Origin of the sequence: Hymenobacter sp. H14-R3, from assembly GCF_030063445.1 — a bacterium.
Lineage (GTDB): Bacteria > Bacteroidota > Bacteroidia > Cytophagales > Hymenobacteraceae > Hymenobacter.
In genome coordinates, this window is the sequence record NZ_JASITD010000013.1 from 99,178 (window position 1) to 118,469 (window position 19,292).

20 protein-coding genes, 2 tRNA genes and 1 pseudogene are annotated in these 19,292 nt (G+C 60.4%); 6 read left to right on the plus strand and 17 right to left on the minus strand.

All coding sequences use genetic code 11. The features are described from left to right. Positions 1-29: 29 nt before the first annotated feature. The 8 genes from coaE to QMK33_RS13390 form a co-directional block, all read right to left on the minus strand. A complete protein-coding gene (gene coaE / locus QMK33_RS13355; protein WP_283565096.1) occupies positions 30-623 on the minus strand; it encodes a dephospho-CoA kinase in 594 nt (197 codons plus the stop codon). A gap of 59 nt (positions 624-682) precedes the next feature. Beyond that, a complete protein-coding gene (locus QMK33_RS13360; protein WP_283565097.1) occupies positions 683-1,156 on the minus strand; it encodes a hypothetical protein in 474 nt (157 codons plus the stop codon). Between the two features lies 1 nt (position 1,157). Then, positions 1,158-1,484, minus strand: coding sequence for a preprotein translocase subunit YajC (gene yajC, locus QMK33_RS13365; RefSeq protein ID WP_283565098.1), 327 nt, complete (start codon positions 1,482-1,484; stop codon positions 1,158-1,160). 96 nt (positions 1,485-1,580) lie between these two features. Then, a complete protein-coding gene (locus tag QMK33_RS13370) occupies positions 1,581-2,090 on the minus strand; it encodes a DUF1573 domain-containing protein (protein ID WP_283565099.1) in 510 nt (169 codons plus the stop codon). Between the two features lie 63 nt (positions 2,091-2,153). Next, on the minus strand, positions 2,154-3,158 hold the full coding sequence (locus QMK33_RS13375) for an isocitrate/isopropylmalate dehydrogenase family protein (protein ID WP_283565100.1): 1,005 nt from the start codon (positions 3,156-3,158) through the stop codon (positions 2,154-2,156). Positions 3,159-3,288: 130 nt separating this feature from the next. Beyond that, positions 3,289-3,597, minus strand: coding sequence for a YtxH domain-containing protein (locus QMK33_RS13380; RefSeq protein ID WP_283565101.1), 309 nt, complete (start codon positions 3,595-3,597; stop codon positions 3,289-3,291). A 98-nt stretch (positions 3,598-3,695) separates the two neighbouring features. Then, positions 3,696-4,898: a transcription antitermination factor NusB gene (gene nusB, locus QMK33_RS13385; protein WP_283565102.1), complete on the minus strand. Its 1,203-nt coding sequence runs from the start codon at positions 4,896-4,898 to the stop codon at positions 3,696-3,698. A 140-nt stretch (positions 4,899-5,038) separates the two neighbouring features. After that, positions 5,039-6,133, minus strand: a complete 1,095-nt coding sequence (locus QMK33_RS13390; protein ID WP_283565103.1) for a Glu/Leu/Phe/Val family dehydrogenase — start codon at positions 6,131-6,133, stop codon at positions 5,039-5,041. Between the two features lie 157 nt (positions 6,134-6,290). Here QMK33_RS13390 and QMK33_RS13395 point away from each other — a divergent pair, with 157 nt between their 5' ends. Next, positions 6,291-8,087: an ABC transporter ATP-binding protein gene (locus tag QMK33_RS13395; protein ID WP_283565104.1), complete on the plus strand. Its 1,797-nt coding sequence runs from the start codon at positions 6,291-6,293 to the stop codon at positions 8,085-8,087. A gap of 74 nt (positions 8,088-8,161) precedes the next feature. Here QMK33_RS13395 and QMK33_RS13400 read toward each other — a convergent pair whose 3' ends face one another. Beyond that, positions 8,162-8,623, minus strand: a complete 462-nt coding sequence (locus tag QMK33_RS13400; protein WP_283565105.1) for a T9SS type A sorting domain-containing protein — start codon at positions 8,621-8,623, stop codon at positions 8,162-8,164. A gap of 219 nt (positions 8,624-8,842) precedes the next feature. Between QMK33_RS13400 and QMK33_RS13405 the strand changes: the two genes are divergently transcribed. The 3 genes from QMK33_RS13405 (at position 8,843) to QMK33_RS13415 (ending at position 9,850) form a co-directional block, all read left to right on the plus strand. Continuing rightward, positions 8,843-8,916 (plus strand) — tRNA-Pro (locus tag QMK33_RS13405). A gap of 123 nt (positions 8,917-9,039) precedes the next feature. Next, positions 9,040-9,113 (plus strand) — tRNA-Pro (locus QMK33_RS13410). 122 nt (positions 9,114-9,235) lie between these two features. Then, positions 9,236-9,850, plus strand: a complete 615-nt coding sequence (locus QMK33_RS13415; RefSeq protein ID WP_283565106.1) for a hypothetical protein — start codon at positions 9,236-9,238, stop codon at positions 9,848-9,850. Positions 9,851-10,029: 179 nt separating this feature from the next. Here the strand turns inward: QMK33_RS13415 and QMK33_RS13420 are convergent, their stop codons facing one another. From QMK33_RS13420 to QMK33_RS13440, 5 genes and pseudogenes are all read right to left on the minus strand, one after another. After that, positions 10,030-10,563, minus strand: coding sequence for a hypothetical protein (locus tag QMK33_RS13420; protein ID WP_283565107.1), 534 nt, complete (start codon positions 10,561-10,563; stop codon positions 10,030-10,032). Between the two features lie 12 nt (positions 10,564-10,575). Beyond that, on the minus strand, positions 10,576-11,730 hold the full coding sequence (locus QMK33_RS13425) for a zinc-dependent alcohol dehydrogenase (protein WP_283565108.1): 1,155 nt from the start codon (positions 11,728-11,730) through the stop codon (positions 10,576-10,578). Between the two features lie 315 nt (positions 11,731-12,045). Continuing rightward, a pseudogene (tssD, locus tag QMK33_RS13430) lies at positions 12,046-12,483 on the minus strand (type VI secretion system tube protein TssD). Between the two features lie 901 nt (positions 12,484-13,384). Next, a complete protein-coding gene (locus QMK33_RS13435) occupies positions 13,385-13,738 on the minus strand; it encodes a hypothetical protein (RefSeq protein ID WP_283565109.1) in 354 nt (117 codons plus the stop codon). Positions 13,739-13,970: 232 nt separating this feature from the next. After that, a complete protein-coding gene (locus QMK33_RS13440) occupies positions 13,971-14,147 on the minus strand; it encodes a hypothetical protein (protein WP_283565110.1) in 177 nt (58 codons plus the stop codon). Between the two features lie 189 nt (positions 14,148-14,336). Here QMK33_RS13440 and QMK33_RS13445 point away from each other — a divergent pair, with 189 nt between their 5' ends. Then, positions 14,337-14,666, plus strand: coding sequence for a phage baseplate assembly protein V (locus QMK33_RS13445; RefSeq protein ID WP_349361749.1), 330 nt, complete (start codon positions 14,337-14,339; stop codon positions 14,664-14,666). Between the two features lie 17 nt (positions 14,667-14,683). On the opposite strand, the gene QMK33_RS13450 is transcribed toward QMK33_RS13445, so the two are convergent. Further along, positions 14,684-15,202: a hypothetical protein gene (locus QMK33_RS13450; protein ID WP_283565112.1), complete on the minus strand. Its 519-nt coding sequence runs from the start codon at positions 15,200-15,202 to the stop codon at positions 14,684-14,686. 60 nt (positions 15,203-15,262) lie between these two features. After that, complete coding sequence (locus tag QMK33_RS13455; RefSeq protein WP_283565113.1) at positions 15,263-17,149, minus strand: ABC transporter ATP-binding protein; 1,887 nt, start codon at positions 17,147-17,149, stop codon at positions 15,263-15,265. Positions 17,150-17,329: 180 nt separating this feature from the next. On the opposite strand from QMK33_RS13455, the gene QMK33_RS13460 reads away from it, so the two are divergent. Continuing rightward, on the plus strand, positions 17,330-18,439 hold the full coding sequence (locus QMK33_RS13460; RefSeq protein WP_283565114.1) for a DUF5700 domain-containing putative Zn-dependent protease: 1,110 nt from the start codon (positions 17,330-17,332) through the stop codon (positions 18,437-18,439). 71 nt (positions 18,440-18,510) lie between these two features. Here the strand turns inward: QMK33_RS13460 and truA are convergent, their stop codons facing one another. Next, complete coding sequence (gene truA, locus QMK33_RS13465) at positions 18,511-19,284, minus strand: tRNA pseudouridine(38-40) synthase TruA (RefSeq protein ID WP_283565115.1); 774 nt, start codon at positions 19,282-19,284, stop codon at positions 18,511-18,513. Positions 19,285-19,292 lie beyond the last annotated feature (8 nt).

Consider the following 19,292-nt stretch of genomic DNA (forward strand, 5'->3'; position numbering starts at 1 on the left):
CCCTGGTGCCCGGCAAGCCAAAGCTTACCCTACATGCTAAACGCCGCAGCCAGCGCCAGCACCTGGGGCAGCACCAGCTGCGAGTCATCGTTATAAACCACGTAATCAGCTCGTTGCAGCTTTTCGTCTTCGCTCAACTGCTTGTCCATGATGGCCTGCACCTCGGCGGCCGAGCGGTGGGCATCGCGGGCGCGCACCCGCGCCGTGCGCACCTCGGGCGGCGCGAACACGGTGATGATGGCATCGAGCCCTTTGTAAGCGCCTGATTCATAGAGCAAAGCGGCTTCTTTCAGGATGTAGGCGTGGCCGGCGGCGGCCTGCGCGGCCGTCCAGGTGGCAAAGTCCGCGCCCACGCGGGGGTGCACCAGGGCGTTGAGCCGCGCCAGTTGGGCCGCATCGTTGAAGGCGACTTGTGCCAGATAGGGCCGGTTGAGCTGGCCGGCGGCGTCGTAGGTTTTGGCTCCGAAGGCGGCTTGCAGCTGCGTGCGCAGCACCAAGTCATTGGCCATCACCCACTTGGCCCGGCTGTCCGAATCGTACACGGGCGCGCCCAGCGCCGCAAACACCCGCGATACGATGCTCTTGCCCGAGCCAATACCGCCCGTAATTCCGATGCGCCGCATAGCTTTTGAATTGGAAATGAGTAGTCTAGAATGCACTACGGGGCTTGCGCAGCAACCCCTCACTCTACAGTAGCAGAGGAATCGCCGCCCGGCACCAGGTAGTAGCTGGCCGAGTCGGCGGGCAGGCTCACTAGGCGCACGGTGCCCAGCGCCCGGCGCAGCGGCGGCCGCAGCGCCGAGCGCTGCGGGAGCGAGCCGGGCAGCCGCAGGCGCACCTCGGCGGGCAGCAAGTGCAGGCCTACAGCCCGGCTGAGCAAGCGCCAGCCGTTGCCGCGCACCTCAATGGGCACAGTGCGGGGCAGGCGGCGGGCCGGGTGGTAGCGCTGGGCATTGTAGTGCCAGTGCATGGGGTAGTCGAGCGAGGCAGTGTAGCTGTTGCTCAGCTCCCGAAGCATCCATAAGGTACTGGCAATCAAGAAGCAAGCGACTACGGCGCGGTAAAAGCTTGGCTCCTTGCCGGCCAGGGGTTGCAGCAGGCGGCGCAGCAGCTGGCTGGCCCGGCCGCTCGCGGCGGAGGGCGGCGCAGGCCTCATACTAGCTGGCGGCGGGCGCGTCGGCAGGCATGGAGGTGCCGGCTACGCGAGCCACGGCGCTACGGTCGAAGCGCAGGCGCTGCCCGCGCTCTACTTCGAGCAGCACGGTCTCGGGGCCCACCTCAACCAGCAGGCCGTGCAGGCCGCCGATGGTTACCACGCGCGTGCCCTTCACCAGCGACTCGCGGAAGCTCTTGGCATCGGCCGTTTTACGCTGCTGCGGCCGAATCATGAAGAAGTACAGCACGAGGCCGATGGCCACCGGAAAAACGAACTGCATGATGCTGCCACCAACCGCAGCCTGGAGCAAAAGGGTAAGAAAATTCATGGTTTTTAAGCTAAGGCGGCAAGGTAGGCAGAAAGTAGGGCGGCGCGGCAAGGGGCAGGTCAGGCGACTTCGCTACCCCTGCCTTCTGTTAGCCAACTACTTTTCAGTCAATACATTGCCTTTGATGTAAATCGTATTGGTATTGGGTTGGGTGTTGGCCCGCACGCTCACTTGCTTGTTGATGAGGCCCTGCTTGCCGCGGCTGTCGAACTGCACTTGCAGCTCGCCGGTCGCGCCGGGGGCCACGGGCTCCTTGGTCCAGCTGGGCGTGGTGCAGCCGCAGCTGGCCGTGGCGTCGGCAATGAGCAGGGGCGTTTTGCCGGTGTTGGTGAATTTGAAGGTGTGCTGCACCTTGCTATCGGGCTTGATGTCGCCGAAGTCGAACTGCGCCTCGGCAAACGCCATCACGGGCGCGTCGGGGTTGGGCGCTTCAGTGTCGCTGGCCACGTTGGGGTTGTCGATGGTGGGGTTGGCCTTGGCATCGGCGGCGGCCTCGTCGGCGGCGGCGTTCATGCCTTGGGTACCGGCTTCGGTAGGCTTGTCGCGGTTGCAACCCGCTAGCAGCAAGGCCGCTAGGGCAAAATAAGAAACGGTGGAACGCAGCATAAACACAGCATCCTACGGGGCCCGGCGGGCCACCGTAGGACGATTAGGGGGAGATTCTATTTTCTACTTCAGCTTATCAATAATGTGCTGGGCAAACTCCGTGGTCGAAGCCTTGCCGCCGAGGTCGCCGGTGCACTGCTCTTTGTGCAGAAACGTCTCGTTGAGCGCCGCCTCAATGCGGGTGGCGTACTCTTTTTCGCCGAGGTGCTCCAGCATCATCAGGGCCGAGCGCAGCAGGGCGGTGGGGTTGGCCTTGCCCTGGCCGGCAATGTCGGGAGCCGAGCCGTGCACGGCCTCAAAAATGGCCATGTTGTCGCCGATGTTGGCGCCGCTCACCACGCCCAGGCCGCCCACGAGGCCAGCGCACAGGTCGGAGAGAATGTCGCCAAACAGGTTGGTGGTCACAATCACGTCGAACTGCTGGGGCTTGACCACCAGCTGCATGCACATGTTGTCGATGATGCGGTCGTCGTAAAACGTCACCTCCGGGTACTCGGCCGAGGCTTCCTTGCAGGCATCAATCATGAGCTTGCCGGCCTGCTTCAGAATGTTGCCCTTGTGGGCCAGCGTCACGTGCTTGCGGCCGTGCTTGGCCGCGTAGGCGAAGGCCGCGCGCGAAATTTTGCGGCAGCCCTCCACCGTGTTGCGGCTGATGGAGTCGGCAATGCCCAGGCGCTCGTCCCACATTTCCAGGCCCGAGTACAGGCCCTCGGTATTTTCGCGAAACAGCACCAAATCAATGCCTTTGAAGGGCGTATCGATGCCGGCCGTGGTTTTGGCCGGGCGCACGTTCTGGTACAGGTCGTACTTCTGGCGCAGGGTAATGTTTACACTGCGAAAGCCCTTGCCTACCGGCGTAGTAATGGGACCTTTAAGGCCCACCCGGGTGCGCTCCAGCGAGTCAAACAGCGATTGGGGCAGCAGGGCACCCTCGCTTTCCAGCGTGGTGACGCCCGCGTTGTGCTCTTCCCATTGAACCGGCACCTGGGCGGCGGCAAAAATATCGAGGACGGCGCGGGTTATTTCCGGGCCAATACCGTCGCCAGGCGTGAGGGTTACGAGGTGCATTTTGTAAGTAAGTGAGTGAGTGAATGAGCAAATGAGTGAGTTGCGAAGGAGTGAGTTATGAGTGAGCGAATTACTGATACTTGTTCACTCATTCGTGATTCACTCCTTCACAACTCACTCATTCACACTTTTATAGAGCCCGCCGCGAGTTAATTTGGCTGATGAGCTGGTCGACATCACCGAGCAGCTGCTCGGCTTTGCTCTTGGCATCCTGGATTACGCGCTGGCCTTCGCTTTTGGCCGAGGAGGGCGCGTTGTCGCGGCCCGTCACGAGGCTTTCGGTGAGGTCGGCGAGGACGGAGCGGTATTTTTCCAGCTGGTAGCTGAGCCAGGAGCGGGTTTCGCGGCCGGTTTCGGGTGCGTAGAGCAGGGTGACGGCGGCCCCGGCGAGGGCACCGCCCGTGAAGCACAGCAGTCCGGTGGTTGTTTTGCTAGCCATGGGTGGAAGGATGTGAAAAAGAGAGGGTTAGGAGTAAAATATGTAGGGTAAGCTTTAGCTTGCCAGGCGTCTGGCAAGCTAAAGCTTACCCTACATTACTATTGATTATCCAGCAGGCCGCGGCCCGACTTGCGGATGTCGCCGCTGGCGGCCAGGTCCTGGGCCAGCTTGTCGAGTACCCCGTTTACGAATTGTTTGCTCTTGGGGGTGCTGTAAACCTTGCTGATTTCGATGTACTCGTTAATGGTCACCTTCACCGGGATGCCGCGAAAGAGCTGCATCTCGCAAAGCGCCATCTTGAGGATGATTTTATCGAGCAGCGCCACGCGCTCCACGTCCCAGTTGGGCGTCGAGTCGGAGATGAGCTTTTCCGACTTAGCATCGTCGGTCAGGGTTTGGTTGTACAGCGTTTCGGCAAAGTCGCGGTCGTCCTGCCAGTTGGCGCTCAGGTTCATCAGCTCCTGGGTTGGCTCGGCGCCGTGGGGCAGCATTTTCAGCGTTTTGAGCACCAGGTTGCGCACGATGGGGCGGTTTTCCTCCCAGTTGAGGTCGCTGCTTTCGAGCCAGCGCGGCAGGGCTTCGCCCTTGAATACGAAGTCTTTGTAAAGGTGCCGCAGCAGCTCCATGTCGGTTTCATAGTCGGTTTCGACGAGGCCCGTGTTTTTGCCGGCCAGGTAGGCCTGCACGGTGGCGTCGGGCTTCATTTCGCGCTGCCAGGCGTCGCGCAGGGCGTCGGTTTCCTCGGCGTCGTCCCACTGCAGCTTGTGCTTGATGGTGGTTTGCAGCAGCTGCTCGTTTTCGTGCACCTTGGCAAAGGCGGCGTTGCCGAATAGCCGGGCCGTGCCCTCTACCTCGAAGCGCGGGCCGGTGAGGCGGCGGGTTTCGCGCTCGTTATCGTCGGTAATGATAGCCAGCAGCGCCTGCGGCATGTTCAGTAGGTGCAGGTACTGGTCGTGAATGCTCTCGGCCCCGTGCAGCAGCTGCCCGCCGTAGAAGGTATTTTCCTTCTTCACCATTTGCTGGTAGTAGGCCATGGCGTTGCGCACGGCCTCGGCCACCTCCTGGTCGTCGGAGCCCGATTCGGGCATTTCGCCGGTGCGGTGCCACTCGCGCAGCTGCGCCTCGCCCAGCTTGCGCTGGCCTTCGAGCAGGCGGCGGTCGGGCGTGACCTTGGCGCTCAGGTCGGGCTCAAAAGCCGCTGCAATGCGGTCCTGGGCCAGCAGCAAATCGGCGGCCACCGATTGCTGGTAGGCATAGAGCGCCTGCATTACTTTAATACGGAGAAGACGGCGGTTGAGCATGTTACTAAAGAGTAGTTGTTAAGCTAAAAACGTCTGTCATTGCGAGGAGGAACGACGAAGCAATCCTTCCTTGTCGTTGAGGTGACGCCTTGCGGCAAGGAAAGATTGCTTCGTCGTTCCTCCTCGCAATGACAGACGTTTTAATAAGTCGATTTGACCTTGCCCACGGCTTCGATGCGCTCCTGGGCCTGGCGAATGGCAGCCGCCTGGGGGTGGCTGTTTTCCTGCTCGGCCCGGTCGAGCACTTGCAGGGTGTAGTCGTATATTTTTTCGGTTTGGGCCAGCGCGCCCTGGCGGCTGGTACCCACTACTTCGGAGTACACGTTGATGAGGCCGCCCGCATTTATCAGAAAATCAGGGGCATACACAATACCGCGGCGCACCAGCTCAGGGCCGTGCTCGTTCTCGACGGCCAGCTGGTTGTTGGCGCAGCCCGCGATAACGCGGCACTTGAGGCGGCCGATGGTATCGTCGTTAATAGTGGCGCCCAGCGCGCAGGGCGAGTAGATGTCCACATCCTGGTCATAAATCTCGTCCAGGCCCACGGCTACGGCCCCGAAGCGGGTGGCGGCTTCGTAGGCGCGCTCCTCGTAATAGTCGGTGAGCACGAGCTGGGCGCCTTCTTTCTGGAGATACTCCAACAGGTAGGTGCCCACGTGGCCCACGCCCTGCACGGCAATGCGCTTGCCAGCGAGGCTATCGGAGCCAAACGCCTTTTGCGCAGCGGCCTTCATGCCCATGTAGGTGCCGAAGGCGGTTACGGGCGAGGGGTCGCCGCTGCCACCCATGCTCTCGGGCAGGCCGGCCACGTGCTTGGTTTCCATCCGAATGTACTCCATGTCCTTGGTGGTCATGTTGACATCTTCGGCAGTTATATACTTGCCGTTCAGGTTATTAACAAATCGACCGAACTTGCGCAGCAGCGCTTCGTTCTTCAGTTTTTTGGCATCGCCGATGATAACGGCCTTGCCGCCGCCCAGGTTGAGGCCCGAAATGGCGGCCTTGTAGGTCATGCCGCGGCTCAGGCGCAGCACGTCGTGCAGGGCCTCGGCCTCATTGGCATAATGCCACATGCGGGTGCCCCCCAACGCCGGCCCGAGCACGGTGTTGTGGATGCCAATAATGGCCTTGAGGCCAGTTTCGTGGTCGTAGCAATGCACTACTTGCTCGTGCTGAAATTCGGCAACCTGCTCAAAAATGGGCGCGGGGGCCTGGGTGGGCGCGTCGAGTACCATGGGGGTAAAAGGGAAAAATGGGTGGGAATGGGAGGGAAGAGTGGGGCGTAACTTTGTTTAGACAGCCGTAGCCAGCCCAAACAGCGTTGCGGCCACAAAAGTACCCGTTTTTTTTTGGTTGCGGGTCGGTTTTCCGGCCCTTGCCCTCCCCCCGCCCATGCCCACCCGCGCCTTAGCTGCCGTCAATCCGCATATTTTTCGCTATAAATGGCACTTCCTCGGCGGGGTGCTTTTCGTGATTCTGAGCACGCTGCTGACCATTTTCCCGGCCCAGCTGGTGCGCTACTCCTTCGACCTGGTTAATGAGGGCCTCGACCTCTACCACCTCTATGCGGGCACGCAGGCGCAGGTGGGCGTGTACCAGCTGTTTGGGCGCAACGTGCTGTTCTACGGCATGTTAATTATTGCGCTGGCGCTGCTGCGGGGCATTTTTCTGTTTTTCATGCGCCAGACGCTCATCGTAATGTCACGGCTCGTCGAAAACGACCAGAAAAATCAGATTTACCAGCACTACCAGTCCCTGCCGCTCAGCTTTTACCGCCGCCACAGCACCGGCGACCTCATGTCGCGCATTTCGGAAGACGTGGGCCGCGTGCGAATGTACCTGGGGCCGGGCATCATGTATTTTTTGCAGCTCGTGCTGCTGTTCGTGCTCGTGGTGCCGCTCATGCTGCTGGTCAATGTGAAGCTGACGCTGCTCACGCTGTTGCCGCTGCCCATTTTATCGGTCAGCATCTTCTTTGTCAACAACTTAATCGAGCGCAAGTCCGACGAAATCCAAAAGTCGCTCTCGGCCATGACCACCTTCACGCAGGAGGCCTTTTCGGGCATTCGGGTGCTCAAGTCGTTTGTGCGGCAGCAAGATTCGGCCGAGCAGTTTCAGGTAGCCACCAACGCCTATAAAGACAAGTCGCTGAGCCTCAACTTCGTAAACTCGTTGTTCTTCCCGCTCATCATGTTTTTAGTAGGCATCAGTACCATCGTTACCGTTTGGATTGGCGGCCAGGAGGTTATCCGCGGCACCATCACCACGGGCAGCATCGCGGAGTTCATCATCTACGTCAACCTGCTCAGCTGGCCCGTTACGGCGCTCGGCTGGACGTCGTCCTTGGTGCAGCGCGCCGAGGCCTCGCAGGCCCGCATCAACGAGTTTCTGGATGAGAAAACGGACATCGTTTCGCGCCAGAATATCACGAAGCCTATCAGCGGCGACATCGTGTTCGACCACGTCACGTTCACCTACCCCGACACCGGCATCAAAGCCCTGCGCGACGTGAGCTTCCGCATTCGGCAGGGCCAGACGCTGGCCGTAATTGGCAACACGGGCTCGGGCAAAAGCACGATTGCCGCCCTGCTCTGCCGCCTCTACGACGTGAAGAGCGGCGACATCAAAATCGACGGCACCGACGTGCGCGACTACTCGCTGACGAGCCTGCGCGAGCAAATCGGCTACGTGCCGCAGGACGTGTTTCTGTTTTCGGACAGCATTCGCAGCAACATCAACTTCGGCCTGGAGCAGCCCGACGAGGCGCGCATGACGCAGGCCGCCCGCGACGCCGACGTGTACGAGAACATCATCCGCTTCCCCGAGGGCTTCGATACCAAGGTGGGCGAGCGCGGCATCACGCTCTCGGGTGGCCAGAAGCAGCGCGTGAGCATGGCCCGCGCCCTGGTCAAAGAGCCCAAAATCCTCATCCTGGACGACTCCCTCTCCGCCGTCGATACCAAGACCGAGAACGCAATCCTGGGCGCCCTGCAGCGCGTGATGGCCAACCGCACCAGCCTCATCATCTCGCACCGTGTGAGCTCCGTGAAGCTGGCCGACGAAATCCTGGTGCTCGACGATGGCCAGATTGTGCAGCACGGCACCCACGCCGCCCTCATGGCCCAGCCCGAGGGCCTCTACCGCGCCCTCTACGAGCGCCAGCTTCAGGTAGAAGCCACGGCGGAGTAAATGGGTAAATGAGTAAGGAGAATAACGCCGTGTTCGCAATCGAACGGCGTTATTCCCTTTGCTCACCTACCCACTTACTGAAGCTGCACAAGCCGGGTGCCGCGCTTTTCGCCGGCGGTGCAGCGCACCACGTAGGGGCCGGCGGGCAGCGAGGCCACGTTCATCACCACGGGGTTGCTGCCCACCATCACCGTTTTGGTGAGCACGGGGCGGCCCTCCTTGTCGTTGATTTCGAAGCGCGTGGGGCCGGGCGCATCGCAGCGCACCGTGAGGGTATGGGTAATGGGATTTTGATCGGCCTTGATTTTCAAGGCGTTGGGGTCGGGCGCGGGGGTTACCGGGGCCAGGGCCAACGGCACCTGGGCAGGCTCCACCTCAGCGGCCGGGGCCGAGGCAGATGCGGCAGGCCGGGCAGCTGGCGCAGCGGGGCGGGCGGCGGGCGTAGCAGGCCGGCGAACGGGCGGCTTGGTAGTTTGGGCCAGCAGGCCGAGCGGAGCCAGCAGCAGGCCCGCCACTACGGTTCGTACTAATTTCATAAGCGCTATGCGAACTTGAGCAGGTTGCTCGGCTAGTTTTACTTGGGATGGTAAAGGTACACTACCATGCATCATGCCACTTCGCGGGGCCACCCACTGTTTTTTAGGTGTTGCCTATTACGATGTTAGCTTTTTTTGGGGGCTTAATTATGAAATTAAAGTGGGTCAGCGTTGCAGAATCAACTTTTGTTTGCCTACCTTTGCAACTCCAAAAACCCTCGGGGTGTAGCGTAGCCTGGTATCGCGCCAGCATGGGGTGCTGGAGGTCGTAGGTTCGAATCCTGCCACTCCGACCGAGGGACAAGTTGCCCCCACAAAAAGAGCCCCCGACCTTCGGGTCGGGGGCTCTTTTTAGGGTAGCTTTTCTAAGTTTGGAAATTTCCGATAGCGGTGCCGCCCCCCGGCCCCGCACTTTTCGGGGTGTAGCGCAGCCCGGTAGCGCGCTGTGTTCGGAACGCAGAGGTCGTAGGTTCGAATCCTGCCACCCCGACTGACTTAAAAAAACCGACTTCTCTGCCACGAGAAGCCGGTTTTTTTATGCTTTTTTTAGTAAGGTGCTATACTATTTCTATACCTTTGGGCGTAATCAGGCACACCTTTACTTTTTTCTTGATGAAACTACTTTTTGCAACTGCCGCGCTTCTTGGGCTGGCGCAGGCAGGCTATGCCCAAACAGCTATTAAGGCCGGCACTATTCAGCTGGGGGGCGGCGTAGGCTACTCGCGCACCAGCCAGGACCGCCCAGGCACTATCTATAACGGCAATACCTCTACCAAAGTAACTGACACCTACAGCCAGTTTTCGATAGCCCCTTCCGTTGGCTTCTTTGTAGCTGATAACCTGGCTGTTGGTATCAATGCAAACTACCAAAGCACCAACCAGAACGATGCGCGGTATTTCCAGGCCGGGGCTTTTGTGCAGTACTACCAGATGGTGAGCGAGCAGTTTGGCTTCACCGGTACGCTGGGCGGTGGTTACCAGCACGTCAAAAGCTCGTCGGCCTACGATGGGCAAAACGGCTTTTACGCCGGGCTGACGCCGGGCCTCGTGTTTTTTCCTATTCCGAAGCTGGCGATTGGCGCTTCTATCGGGGGCCTCAACTACTCTCGCCTCAGCTACAAGGCCAATGGCTTTAACGGGTCAGACACGTACAGCTCGTCTACCTTCGGGGCCAACTTTGGCTTATCACAGCTACTTTTCAGCGGTACCTATTATTTTGGCCGCTAGCACATTACGCTTATGAAAAGATAGCGGAAGCAGAACCCCAGCATTTGCTGGGGTTCTGCTTCCGCAACTCATAGAGGCCGTAGGCTTAAAGCCTGCTATTCCGACATTATAATACGACAAGCGGCCCCGCCGAACAGCTGTTCGGCGGGGCCGCTTGTCGTATTATCCTCAGCGAAGGCCTATCGGCTGGCGGCGGCAGGGCGGCGAACGTGCTTATGCTGCCGGGGCTTGTCGCTTTTGCGGGTGAGCAGCACCGTAGCGCCCGCTACAACGGCCGTAAATGCGGCCAGCTTTAGAATCAACCCCTTCTTGTCGTACTTCCACTCAACTGGGTAGCCCTTTTCGGCAAAAATATTGGGCACATGGCCGTGCGCCAGGTCTTCGAGCACGCCTTCTACTACGTTTACGCGGTCGGCAACCAATAGCGGGAGCCAGTGCAGGTAGCTGTTTTCGCTGTAGTTGAAGGCGAAGCGCCGGATGACGCCGCTCAGGCCGCTAGGCGGCACGGAGGTGCCAAACACGGCCGTAATGCCGGGGCGCTCGATGGATTGCAGCACCTCAATGGTGACGGGCTGCATGGTGGGGCGCTCCCAAGTGTAGCCTTTGTGGTCGTCCGGAGTGCGCGTGCGCATCGGGTAAGTGGGGTCGTTTTCGGGGTCGGCGTCGATATTCCAGCCAGGAAGCTGCGACGGGTTGGTGGTGATAGGTTCCATGATAACAGCGCTTTACATTCCGGCAGTGGAAGGAATGAGGACAGTTTTAATGCAGTTGTCGAGCTTGGCGGAGAACATGCGGTAGCCATCGGCCACGTCTTCCAGCGCCAGGCGGTGGGTGATGAGGCCCTTGGGATTGATTATCCCGTTTTGCACGTGCTCGATGAGGCGGGGCAAGTGGCGCTTCACGGCCGTTTGGTTGGCCCGGATGGTGATGCCTTTGTTCAGCACATTGCCAATCGGCACGAGGTTATCGGTGGGGCCATACACGCCCACAATAGATACCACCCCCCCTTTGCGCACCGAGTTGATGGCCCAGTGCACGGCCGTGGCCGAGCCAGCCTGCAACAGCGTTTTACGGCCGGTGATAGTTTGCAGAGCGTTGCCGGCGGCTTCGGCCCCCACGGCATCAATGCAGACATCGGCACCTATCCAGTCGGTTTGCTTTTTGATAAACACCACTGGGTCAGACATTTCCTGGAAGTTGTAGGCTTCGCACTTTGCGTAATTGCGGGCAAACTCCAGCCGGTAATCCTCCTTGTCGATGATGATGACGCGGCCGGCCCCAAACAGCCAGGCGCAGCGCGCCGCCATGATACCCACGGGGCCAGCGCCGAACACCACCACCGTATCGCCGGTCTGAATACCACCCATTTCGGCGGCCTGGTAGCCGGTGGGCACCACGTCGGTCAGCATCACGGCATCGTCCAGGTCCATGCCCGGCGGAATAATCGTGGGGCTCACGTTGGCGTAGGGCACCCGCACGTATTCGGCCTGCCCGCCATTATAACCGCCCGTAATATGTGAGTAGCCAAAAAAGCCGCCGGCCGCCGAGGACTGCGGCGCGGCTTCGTGGCAGTTGCCAAACAAGCCCTGCTTGCAGAAAACGCACTTGCCACAGGCCACGTTGAACGGCACCAGCACATTGTCGCCCACTTTGAGCTTGGTTACTTCCGAGCCAATTTCTTCGACTACGCCCGTAAACTCGTGCCCAAACGTTTGGCCGACGCGCGTGTCGGGCACGTTGCCATTGTAGAGGTGCAGGTCGGAGCCGCAGATGCACGACCGGGTTACGCGCACAATGGCGTCCTCGGGGTGCAGAATTTCGGGCATCGGCTTTTGGGTGACCCGAATTCGTTTCGGGCCGCGGTATTCCATAGCTAGCATGAGTGTTCTCCTTTCATAAGCAGCGTAAAATAAACGCGACAGGCAGCAAGGACTTACTGGCTGTCGTGCTGCTAAGGGTACTTGCTCTGGCTGGCCAGGGTTGAGGTATAAGCGCGTATTAGCTGAAATTACGTAGTAATCCGAATTCCCATTGGCCCTGCCTACGTATAAACCGCCAGCTTCATAAGTATTTCCCGTAGCTCGTGGTGCTTAGCACGTTACTCGCTTCTCCCCTACCCGCAACGCGGATGGCGCGGGGCAGCGCGGGCATGTTGCCGGGCTTTGGCGGCGCAAAGCAGCTCGCCAAAGCCGCGGTTAGCCTTGCCTTAGAAGAGCTGCCCGGCCGGCAGCGCCGCACTCAGGTAGGCCAATTATTTTGGGGGATACGGTGCCACTACTAATCTGGTAGGCTGATAAGCTACGCGTCATGCTCACGTTCGAACCCAAGCCATCAAAATTTTTGTGTAGCTCCAGGCAATAAGCATTTTTGAATTTGATGGTTTTGCGGCTGGCCCCACGCTTGCTAGCAATATAAACCGCGAGCTACCCGCCCAGCTTCGTGGTATCGTCGAGGGCCAAGCGGTGCAGTAGCTCAGTGGGGGCCGAGCCGAGCTCTACTTCCAGCTGCCCGCCCTGCACCCAGGCTTCGGAGCGGCGGCCAACGGCATCGGTACTCTGGCGCAGGCCCCACCTGAAGCGGCGCACTGAATACGTGGATTCGCCGGCGAGAATGAGGTCTGCTTCAAACGACATAAGATAATTACCAGAATATCAATATCTTATACGGCTTATCGGAGCCGCCGCCAGTGCTACCGCAGGGCGTTGTGGATGGGAGCTATCTCCTGGACGATGGCTTCGAGGGCGGCGTGCTGGGCCAGCAGCTGCGCCCGCTTGGCGGGGCAGCCGCTGGTAGTCGGCCCAGTGGCTGTCTAGGTAGTGGCCAATGGCTACCGTAACGGTGCTGGTATCCTCGGCGGTGAGGGGTGCGGGCGGGTGGGCCAGGCGCTCGGCCAGGCTTTGGCGCAGCTGCTGAGTTTGGCACAGGGTGCGGGCGGCCCAGTCGCCGGGGGTATGCTAGCCAGGGGCGTAGAGGCGCGGCAGCTTATCCAGCGCCGCCAGGGCGCGTTGCAGCAGGCGCAGGTATGCGGGCAGGTACTCTCCCATGACTTGTGGGTGGCGCTAACGTCCTGGATGTACCTAGTAAAATCGGGGTGCCGGGTGAGGCTGTTGGGCAAAAAAAGCTGGGGTGCCCGGCCGGGCAGCTAGTAGCCGCTGGCCTGCTTTTCGGGGTAGAGGCCCGACACGGGCGGGGCGGCCGTGGGGCCTTCCCAAGCGTAGAAGGCAGGCAGGCTACCCGCCGTGGCGGGGTCGGGCAGGGGTCAACTGGTACACGCGCTCAAGGCGATGGCACACCCGCGCCCGCTCATCGGCCGGCTGGTCAAACCCATACTAGCACTGCGTAACCGGATAGGTCTGGCCGGTAACTTCCAGCTCGGCGTAGAGCGAAGACCTAAGAATGAATAAAAACTTAATTATTATTAAACTAATACATATATTTGGGCTGCCAGTTGGGCAGATGGCTTACTCATGAGCTACCCAGAAGATGGCAGGCCCTGCCATTGTTTGGCCCGGCTTCACGCTACCGGCCAGCGGCTTAGGGCAGCAGCATCCAGTCGGAGCGTTGGCCGTGGCGCGTGAGCCGCAGGGTATCCGAGTTGGCTTTTTTCTGCACGAAGTCACCGTCTTCCAGGTAAGGGCCCAGCAAAATGGCCGGCCCGAGGGCGGCATTCTGAAAACCATCAAAGTCGAAGGTTTCGCGCCGGCCTTCGAGTGCGTAGAGGTACTTGCCCCGGTTGGCGCTGTACACCGTTACCTTGCCCGCCAGGGCCGTTTGCTTTTCTACGGCTACATAGGGCGGGCTCACGAGGTAGCCGATTCCGCTAATCAATTTAGGCGCCAGCCACAGAAAAACCGCTGCTATGACGACGAAGATAAAAAAGAACTTCATGCCTACGTAGTGAGCCAGTAGCGGGAGCCTTTAGGCGGCCCCGCTACTGGCTGTTAGCTTTCTTACTCAAATTCAGCTTATTGCAGCTGAATTACTATAAAATTAATTCAGATTAAGCACTTACTACCTGGTTATCAAATCAATAGCAGGATAATGGAAATTAAGCCTGCGGGGGTTTCAGCAGGATGCTTTATCGAAACCCCAACCAGGTTTTACGAGTGGCAGCGGTGCCTCAATCAGCCATTGGGCAGTGCCAGGCACTGGTATGGGTCCCGTGCTGCACCGTGCGCACGGTGGAGTTGGCCGCTTTGCGCACATAGTCGCCCCCAACTAAATAAGCTCCCATTACCAGCTCATTCGCCTCGCCCTGGGGCAGGCTATCGCGGTCTACGGTGCTGGCAGCGGGCATAAATGCGCTGTAGTAGTAGTAGCGGCACATGGAAACCGCCTTAACGCGGCCCGCCACAGGTGGCGCATGCGCCACGCGCACCGTCGGGACCAGTACACGGTGCTATAGCCAGGGCCTGCGGCCGAGCAGCCAGCGCGAGAATACGGCATTTACGCGCGCAGCAACCAGGCCAAGGGGTAGCGGGGGGGCCTGTCCCTCTTCGGAGTCTGTGCTTGGCCGTGGGCGGCGTCTGCCCGCCTACCGCAGAATGTGGGCCGGGCACGGGTGTGCTACTACTGGCCCGTGAAGAACGACGCCGAAACCGGCTGGCTGCGGGTGAGCACGCCGCATGCGGGCAACGGCAAGGGGCAAATGTTCACCCCCGAGGTGGGCTCGCCGGTACTGGTGGGCTACGAGCAGAGCCAGCCCGAGTTTGCCCTGGTGCTGGACAACATCTTTCATCCCCAAAACCCCCGGCAGACTAAGCACTTTCCCCTCAAAGGCTCTTCAAAAGAGTTGGGCAGACCCAAGTACCAGTAAGGCTTTTTTGGCTTCGCTCACTTCACGCCCACCCGCAGCTCATCCGTTTCGTTGGGGCCAAACTGCTCCAGGTAGAAGGGCTGCTTGGTGAGCTTGCGCGCCTCAATGCCCTGCGCGGCGGCGCCGTAGAGCTTGCCCGGCGACAGCAGAAAGCTCACGCCCTGCACGCGGGCGGCTACCACGCGGCGGCCGGCCGGCACCACGCGGTAGCGCCAGCCAGTGGGCAGCTGGGCGGCCGTGTCGGGCACCAGCAGGCCCACAAAGGCGCGCACCGAGTCGTGGGCCGATTCGGGGTCGTTGTAGTAAAGGTTGGCCAGCGGCTGGGCGGGGTTAGCATCCTGCCGCAGCTTGGCGACGCGAAACAGCTCGCCAAAGCGGGCATCGTCGACCTTGCCGTTGAAAGGCTGGCCGGCCAGCAGCACCGGCGCGGCGGTAGTTTCGAGGCTGACGCTGGGGGTGCGCAGGCCGCCCAGGTAAGCGTAAATGCCAATGCCGATGGCGGTGAGCAGCAGAACGAGGGGAAGGAAGAAACGCATTTTTTAGTGAGCAGTTAGCAGTAAACAGTGAGCAATTATCAATTGATTATCAAGGCATTGCTATCCATCACCAAGCGGCAATTGCTCCTTGTTCACTGCTAACTGCTCATTGCCCTGATTCTCACTGCCCTTGTACTGCATGCGGTAGAGCTGGGCGTAGTAGCCGCCGAGGCGCAGCAGCTCGTCGTGGGTGCCGGTTTCCTTGATTTCGCCGCGGTCGAGCACGATGATGCGGTCGGCTTTCTGGATGGTGCTGAGGCGGTGGGCGATAACGAGCGCCGTGCGGCCCTCCATGAGCTTATCGATGGCCCCCTGTATCATCTCTTCGGTTTCGGAATCGACGGACGAGGTGGCCTCGTCGAGCACAATCACGCTGGGCGCGTACACCAGGGCGCGCACGAAGCTGATGAGCTGGCGCTGGCCCACGGAGAGTGTGGCGCCGCGCTCCATCACGGGATAATCGAGGCCGCCGGGCAGGCGCTCGATAAAGCGCTGGGCCCCCACGAGGGCCGCCGCTTCCCAGATTTTGGCGTCGCTGATGTCGGGGTTGCCGAGCGTGATGTTGGCCCGAATGGAGCCCGCAAACAGGAACACGTCTTGCAGCACCACGCCAATCTGGCGGCGCAGCTGGCTCAGGTCATACTCGCGCAGGTCGGCCCCATCAACCTTGATGCTGCCTTTCTGAATGTCGTAAAAACGACTCAACAGGTTGATAATACTGGTTTTGCCCGCACCGGTAGCCCCCACGAAGGCCACCGTTTGGCCAGGCTTCACGTGAAAGCTGATGTCTTTGAGCACCCACTCGGGCGCGGGGACTTCGGTGGCCGGCTGGCTGGCTTCGCTGTCCTGCTGGCTGGCTTCGATGTCCTGCTGGTTGTAGGCAAACCACACGTGGTCGAACTCGACCTCGCCTTGCAGCTGCGGCACGGTGCGGGTGCCGGAAGTCGAAATCAAGTCCTTGCTATCCAATAGCTTAAGCAGGCGCTCGGTGCTCACCAGGCCCAGCTGCAAGGTATTGAAGCGGTCGGCTATCTGGCGTATTGGCCTGAAAAACAACGCATTATACATAATGAACGCGATGAGCGCGCCCTTCGTAATGCTGCCCTCAATCTGGCCCTGGGCGGCGTACCACACCAGCAGGCCCACGCCGATGGCGCCCAGCACCTCAGCCACCGGGAAGTAGATACTGTAGTAGAGCACCGACTTGATATTGGCCTTAGTGTGCTCCTGGTTGATGGCCTTGAACTTGCGGTATTCGCGGTCCTCGTTGTTGAAAATCTGCACCACGTTCATACCCGTGAGGTGCTCCTGCACGAAAGAATTGAGCTTGGCCACGGCGTTGCGCACCTCCTGGAAGCTGCCCTTCACCTTCTCCTTAAACACGTAGGTGCTGAAGAGCAGCAGCGGGATAACCGACAGGCTGATGAGCGCGAGCTGCCAGTTGGTCCAGAACATGAAAATCATGAGGAACACGATTTGCAGCAAATCGCCCACCATGGCGGCGAGGCCCTCGCTGAACACGTCGGCCAGCGTTTCCACATCCGAGATGTTGCGCGTAACCAGCACGCCGATGGGCGTGCGGTCGAAGAAGCTGAGCTTGAGGCTGAGCAGGTGCCGGAAGAGGTCGGTGCGGATATCGCGCACGATGTACTGGCCCAGCCAGCCGCCGTAGTAGGTTTGAAGGTAGCTCACCAGCGTGTGCACCAGCAGCAGGCCCAGCAGCCACAGCGTCGAGCGGTTGAGGCCATTCCAGTCGTTGTTGGTAATGTCCACGTCCACCATGCGCTGAATGAGGGCGGGGCGCACCGTGCCCAGTACGGCCGTGGCCACGGTGAGCGCAATGAGGCCGATAAACACGCCCCGGTAGGGCTGCACGTAGGTGAGCAGGCGGCGCAGCACCAGCCAGTCGAAAACCTGGCCGGTTTTGGTAGCAGAAGTTGGGTCCATAAGCAGTAGCTGGTAACAAAGGTCGGGCGGGGAAAGTCTAATTGGCCGCGCTATTGCTTGCGAGGCGGGGGCCCGGCCGATACATTTGCTTGTCTTCCCTGCAAATGGCCGGATAGCGCTGCCTGTATTTTCCACTGGCGGGCGGCCAGCGCTACGGCGCTCATTCCCAATCTTTTTTCGATGCTCCGCTTTTCCCAACGCCCGCTGCTCCTCGCTGGCCTGCTGCTGACCGCGGCCGGGGCCCAGGCCCAAACGATTGACACGGACGGCGCCGCGGCCTACTGGCAGCTGACCGACGCGCTGCGCCGCGACGAGCCCCTGACCGACCAGGCCTGGCAGGCCCTGCTCGCGGTGCCGGCCAACAAGGTGTACGCCAGTTCGGTATGGGGGTCCGACACGGCCAGCCTGCGGCGGTATCGGCGGGCCATCGAGGTGGTGTATCGGCCTCGTTACCAGGCAATACTGCAAACCAAGCTCACGGCCAAATCGTGGTATTACGTGCTCGTCAACGACTATAAGGAGCAAGAGGTAGTGTACAAAACCTTCTTGGCTGAAACGGTGAAAAACCCGGCTTATCTGGAAAAGATGTACACCTACGCTTACGAGTTTCTGCCAGCCCGCAACCACACGCGGGTGGCTGGGCTCAAGCTCGGCTACGTGGCGCTGGGCAATGACGCTACCTCGCAGGCGGAAGGCATTTTTTTCAGCCTGCGCAGCGCCCGCGACAACTCCCAGTGGCCGGGCATTCTGGAGGCGCACGAAATGCACCACCAGCTACGCACTGCTATAAACACGGGCACCGAAGACCCGGCCGATGAGGGCCTGCTGTGGTCGTTTTACTCGGCCCAGAACGAAGGCCTGGCCGACCTCATCGACAAGCGCGTGCTGCTGGAGCAGTCGGCCGACTCGGCGGAAATACGCAGCTGGCTGCTCAAGCCCGCCCCGGCCGTTATTCACAAAATTGACTCGACCATTCAGGTGCAGGCGGCGGGCGGCGCGGCCACGCCGCTCAAGTTTTACCGCCGCCTCACCAATGGCTCGAATGGCCACCTGCCGGGCTTTTACATGGCGTACGCCATCGTAAAAAGCGGCTATCAAAAGCCGCTGCTGGCCAATGCCGACAACCCGTTTTCGTTCGTGCTGCTCTATCAGCAAGCCGCTAAAAAGAACTGGACGTACCCGCGCTTTTCGGCGGTGTCGGAGCGCTACATCAAGCAGCTGGCGCGCAAGTATGCCAAGCCCCGGCCAGCTACGGCAGCCACCAGCGCCGGTTCGGGCGCAAGCAAATAGGCCCTTTATTTAAACTGCTTTGTACTGCTGTAAAAGACCCGCTGAACTAAACAGGCTTTTTTGTACCTAAATCAGGCTCGTTCGGGTGGGGCTATTCCCGTTATAATTTCATCGGGATACTCTACCTTACTCAAATACAGACCTTTAGCCGGCGCGGCCGTGCTGGCTGCAATGCGCTGCTGCTGAAACAGGATTTGCTGAAAAGCCAGCGGCGTAATCTTGCCCCGGCCCACATCGAGCAGCGTACCTACCACCAACCGCACCATGCCCCGCACAAAGCGGTTGGCCCGAATGCGAAAGACCAGCCCGCCCGGTACCTCGTGCCAGCCCGCCGCGTAGAGGCGGCAGATGTAGTGCGTTTCGGCCCCCTTCACCTTGGAGAAGGCCGTGAAATCGAACTGACCCACGAGGAAGGCGGCCGCCTCATTCATGGCCGCCACGTCGGGGGCGCGGTCAAGGTACAGCACCTGGTCGCGCCGAAAGGGGTCGGGGTGCAGGCTCACAAAGTACTCGTAAGTGCGGGCCTCGGCCGAGAAGCGGGCGTTGGCGCGCTCATCAACCTCATGAATGCGGAACACCTGCACATCGGGCGGCAGGGTGCGGTTGAGGCGGTAGCGCAGCAGGTCGAGCGTCATTTCGGGCGGAAAATCGGCCTCAAAATGGGCTACCTGGTGGCTGGCGTGCACGCCGGCATCGGTGCGCCCGCTGCCCTGAGTGCGAATGGGCTGGCGTAGCACCTGGCTCAAGGCAATGTTGAGGGACTCCTGCACGGTGGGCACACCGGGCTGCACCTGCCAGCCGCTATAGGCCGTGCCGTCGTAGGCTAAGTGAATGAAATAACGCATGGGTAGGC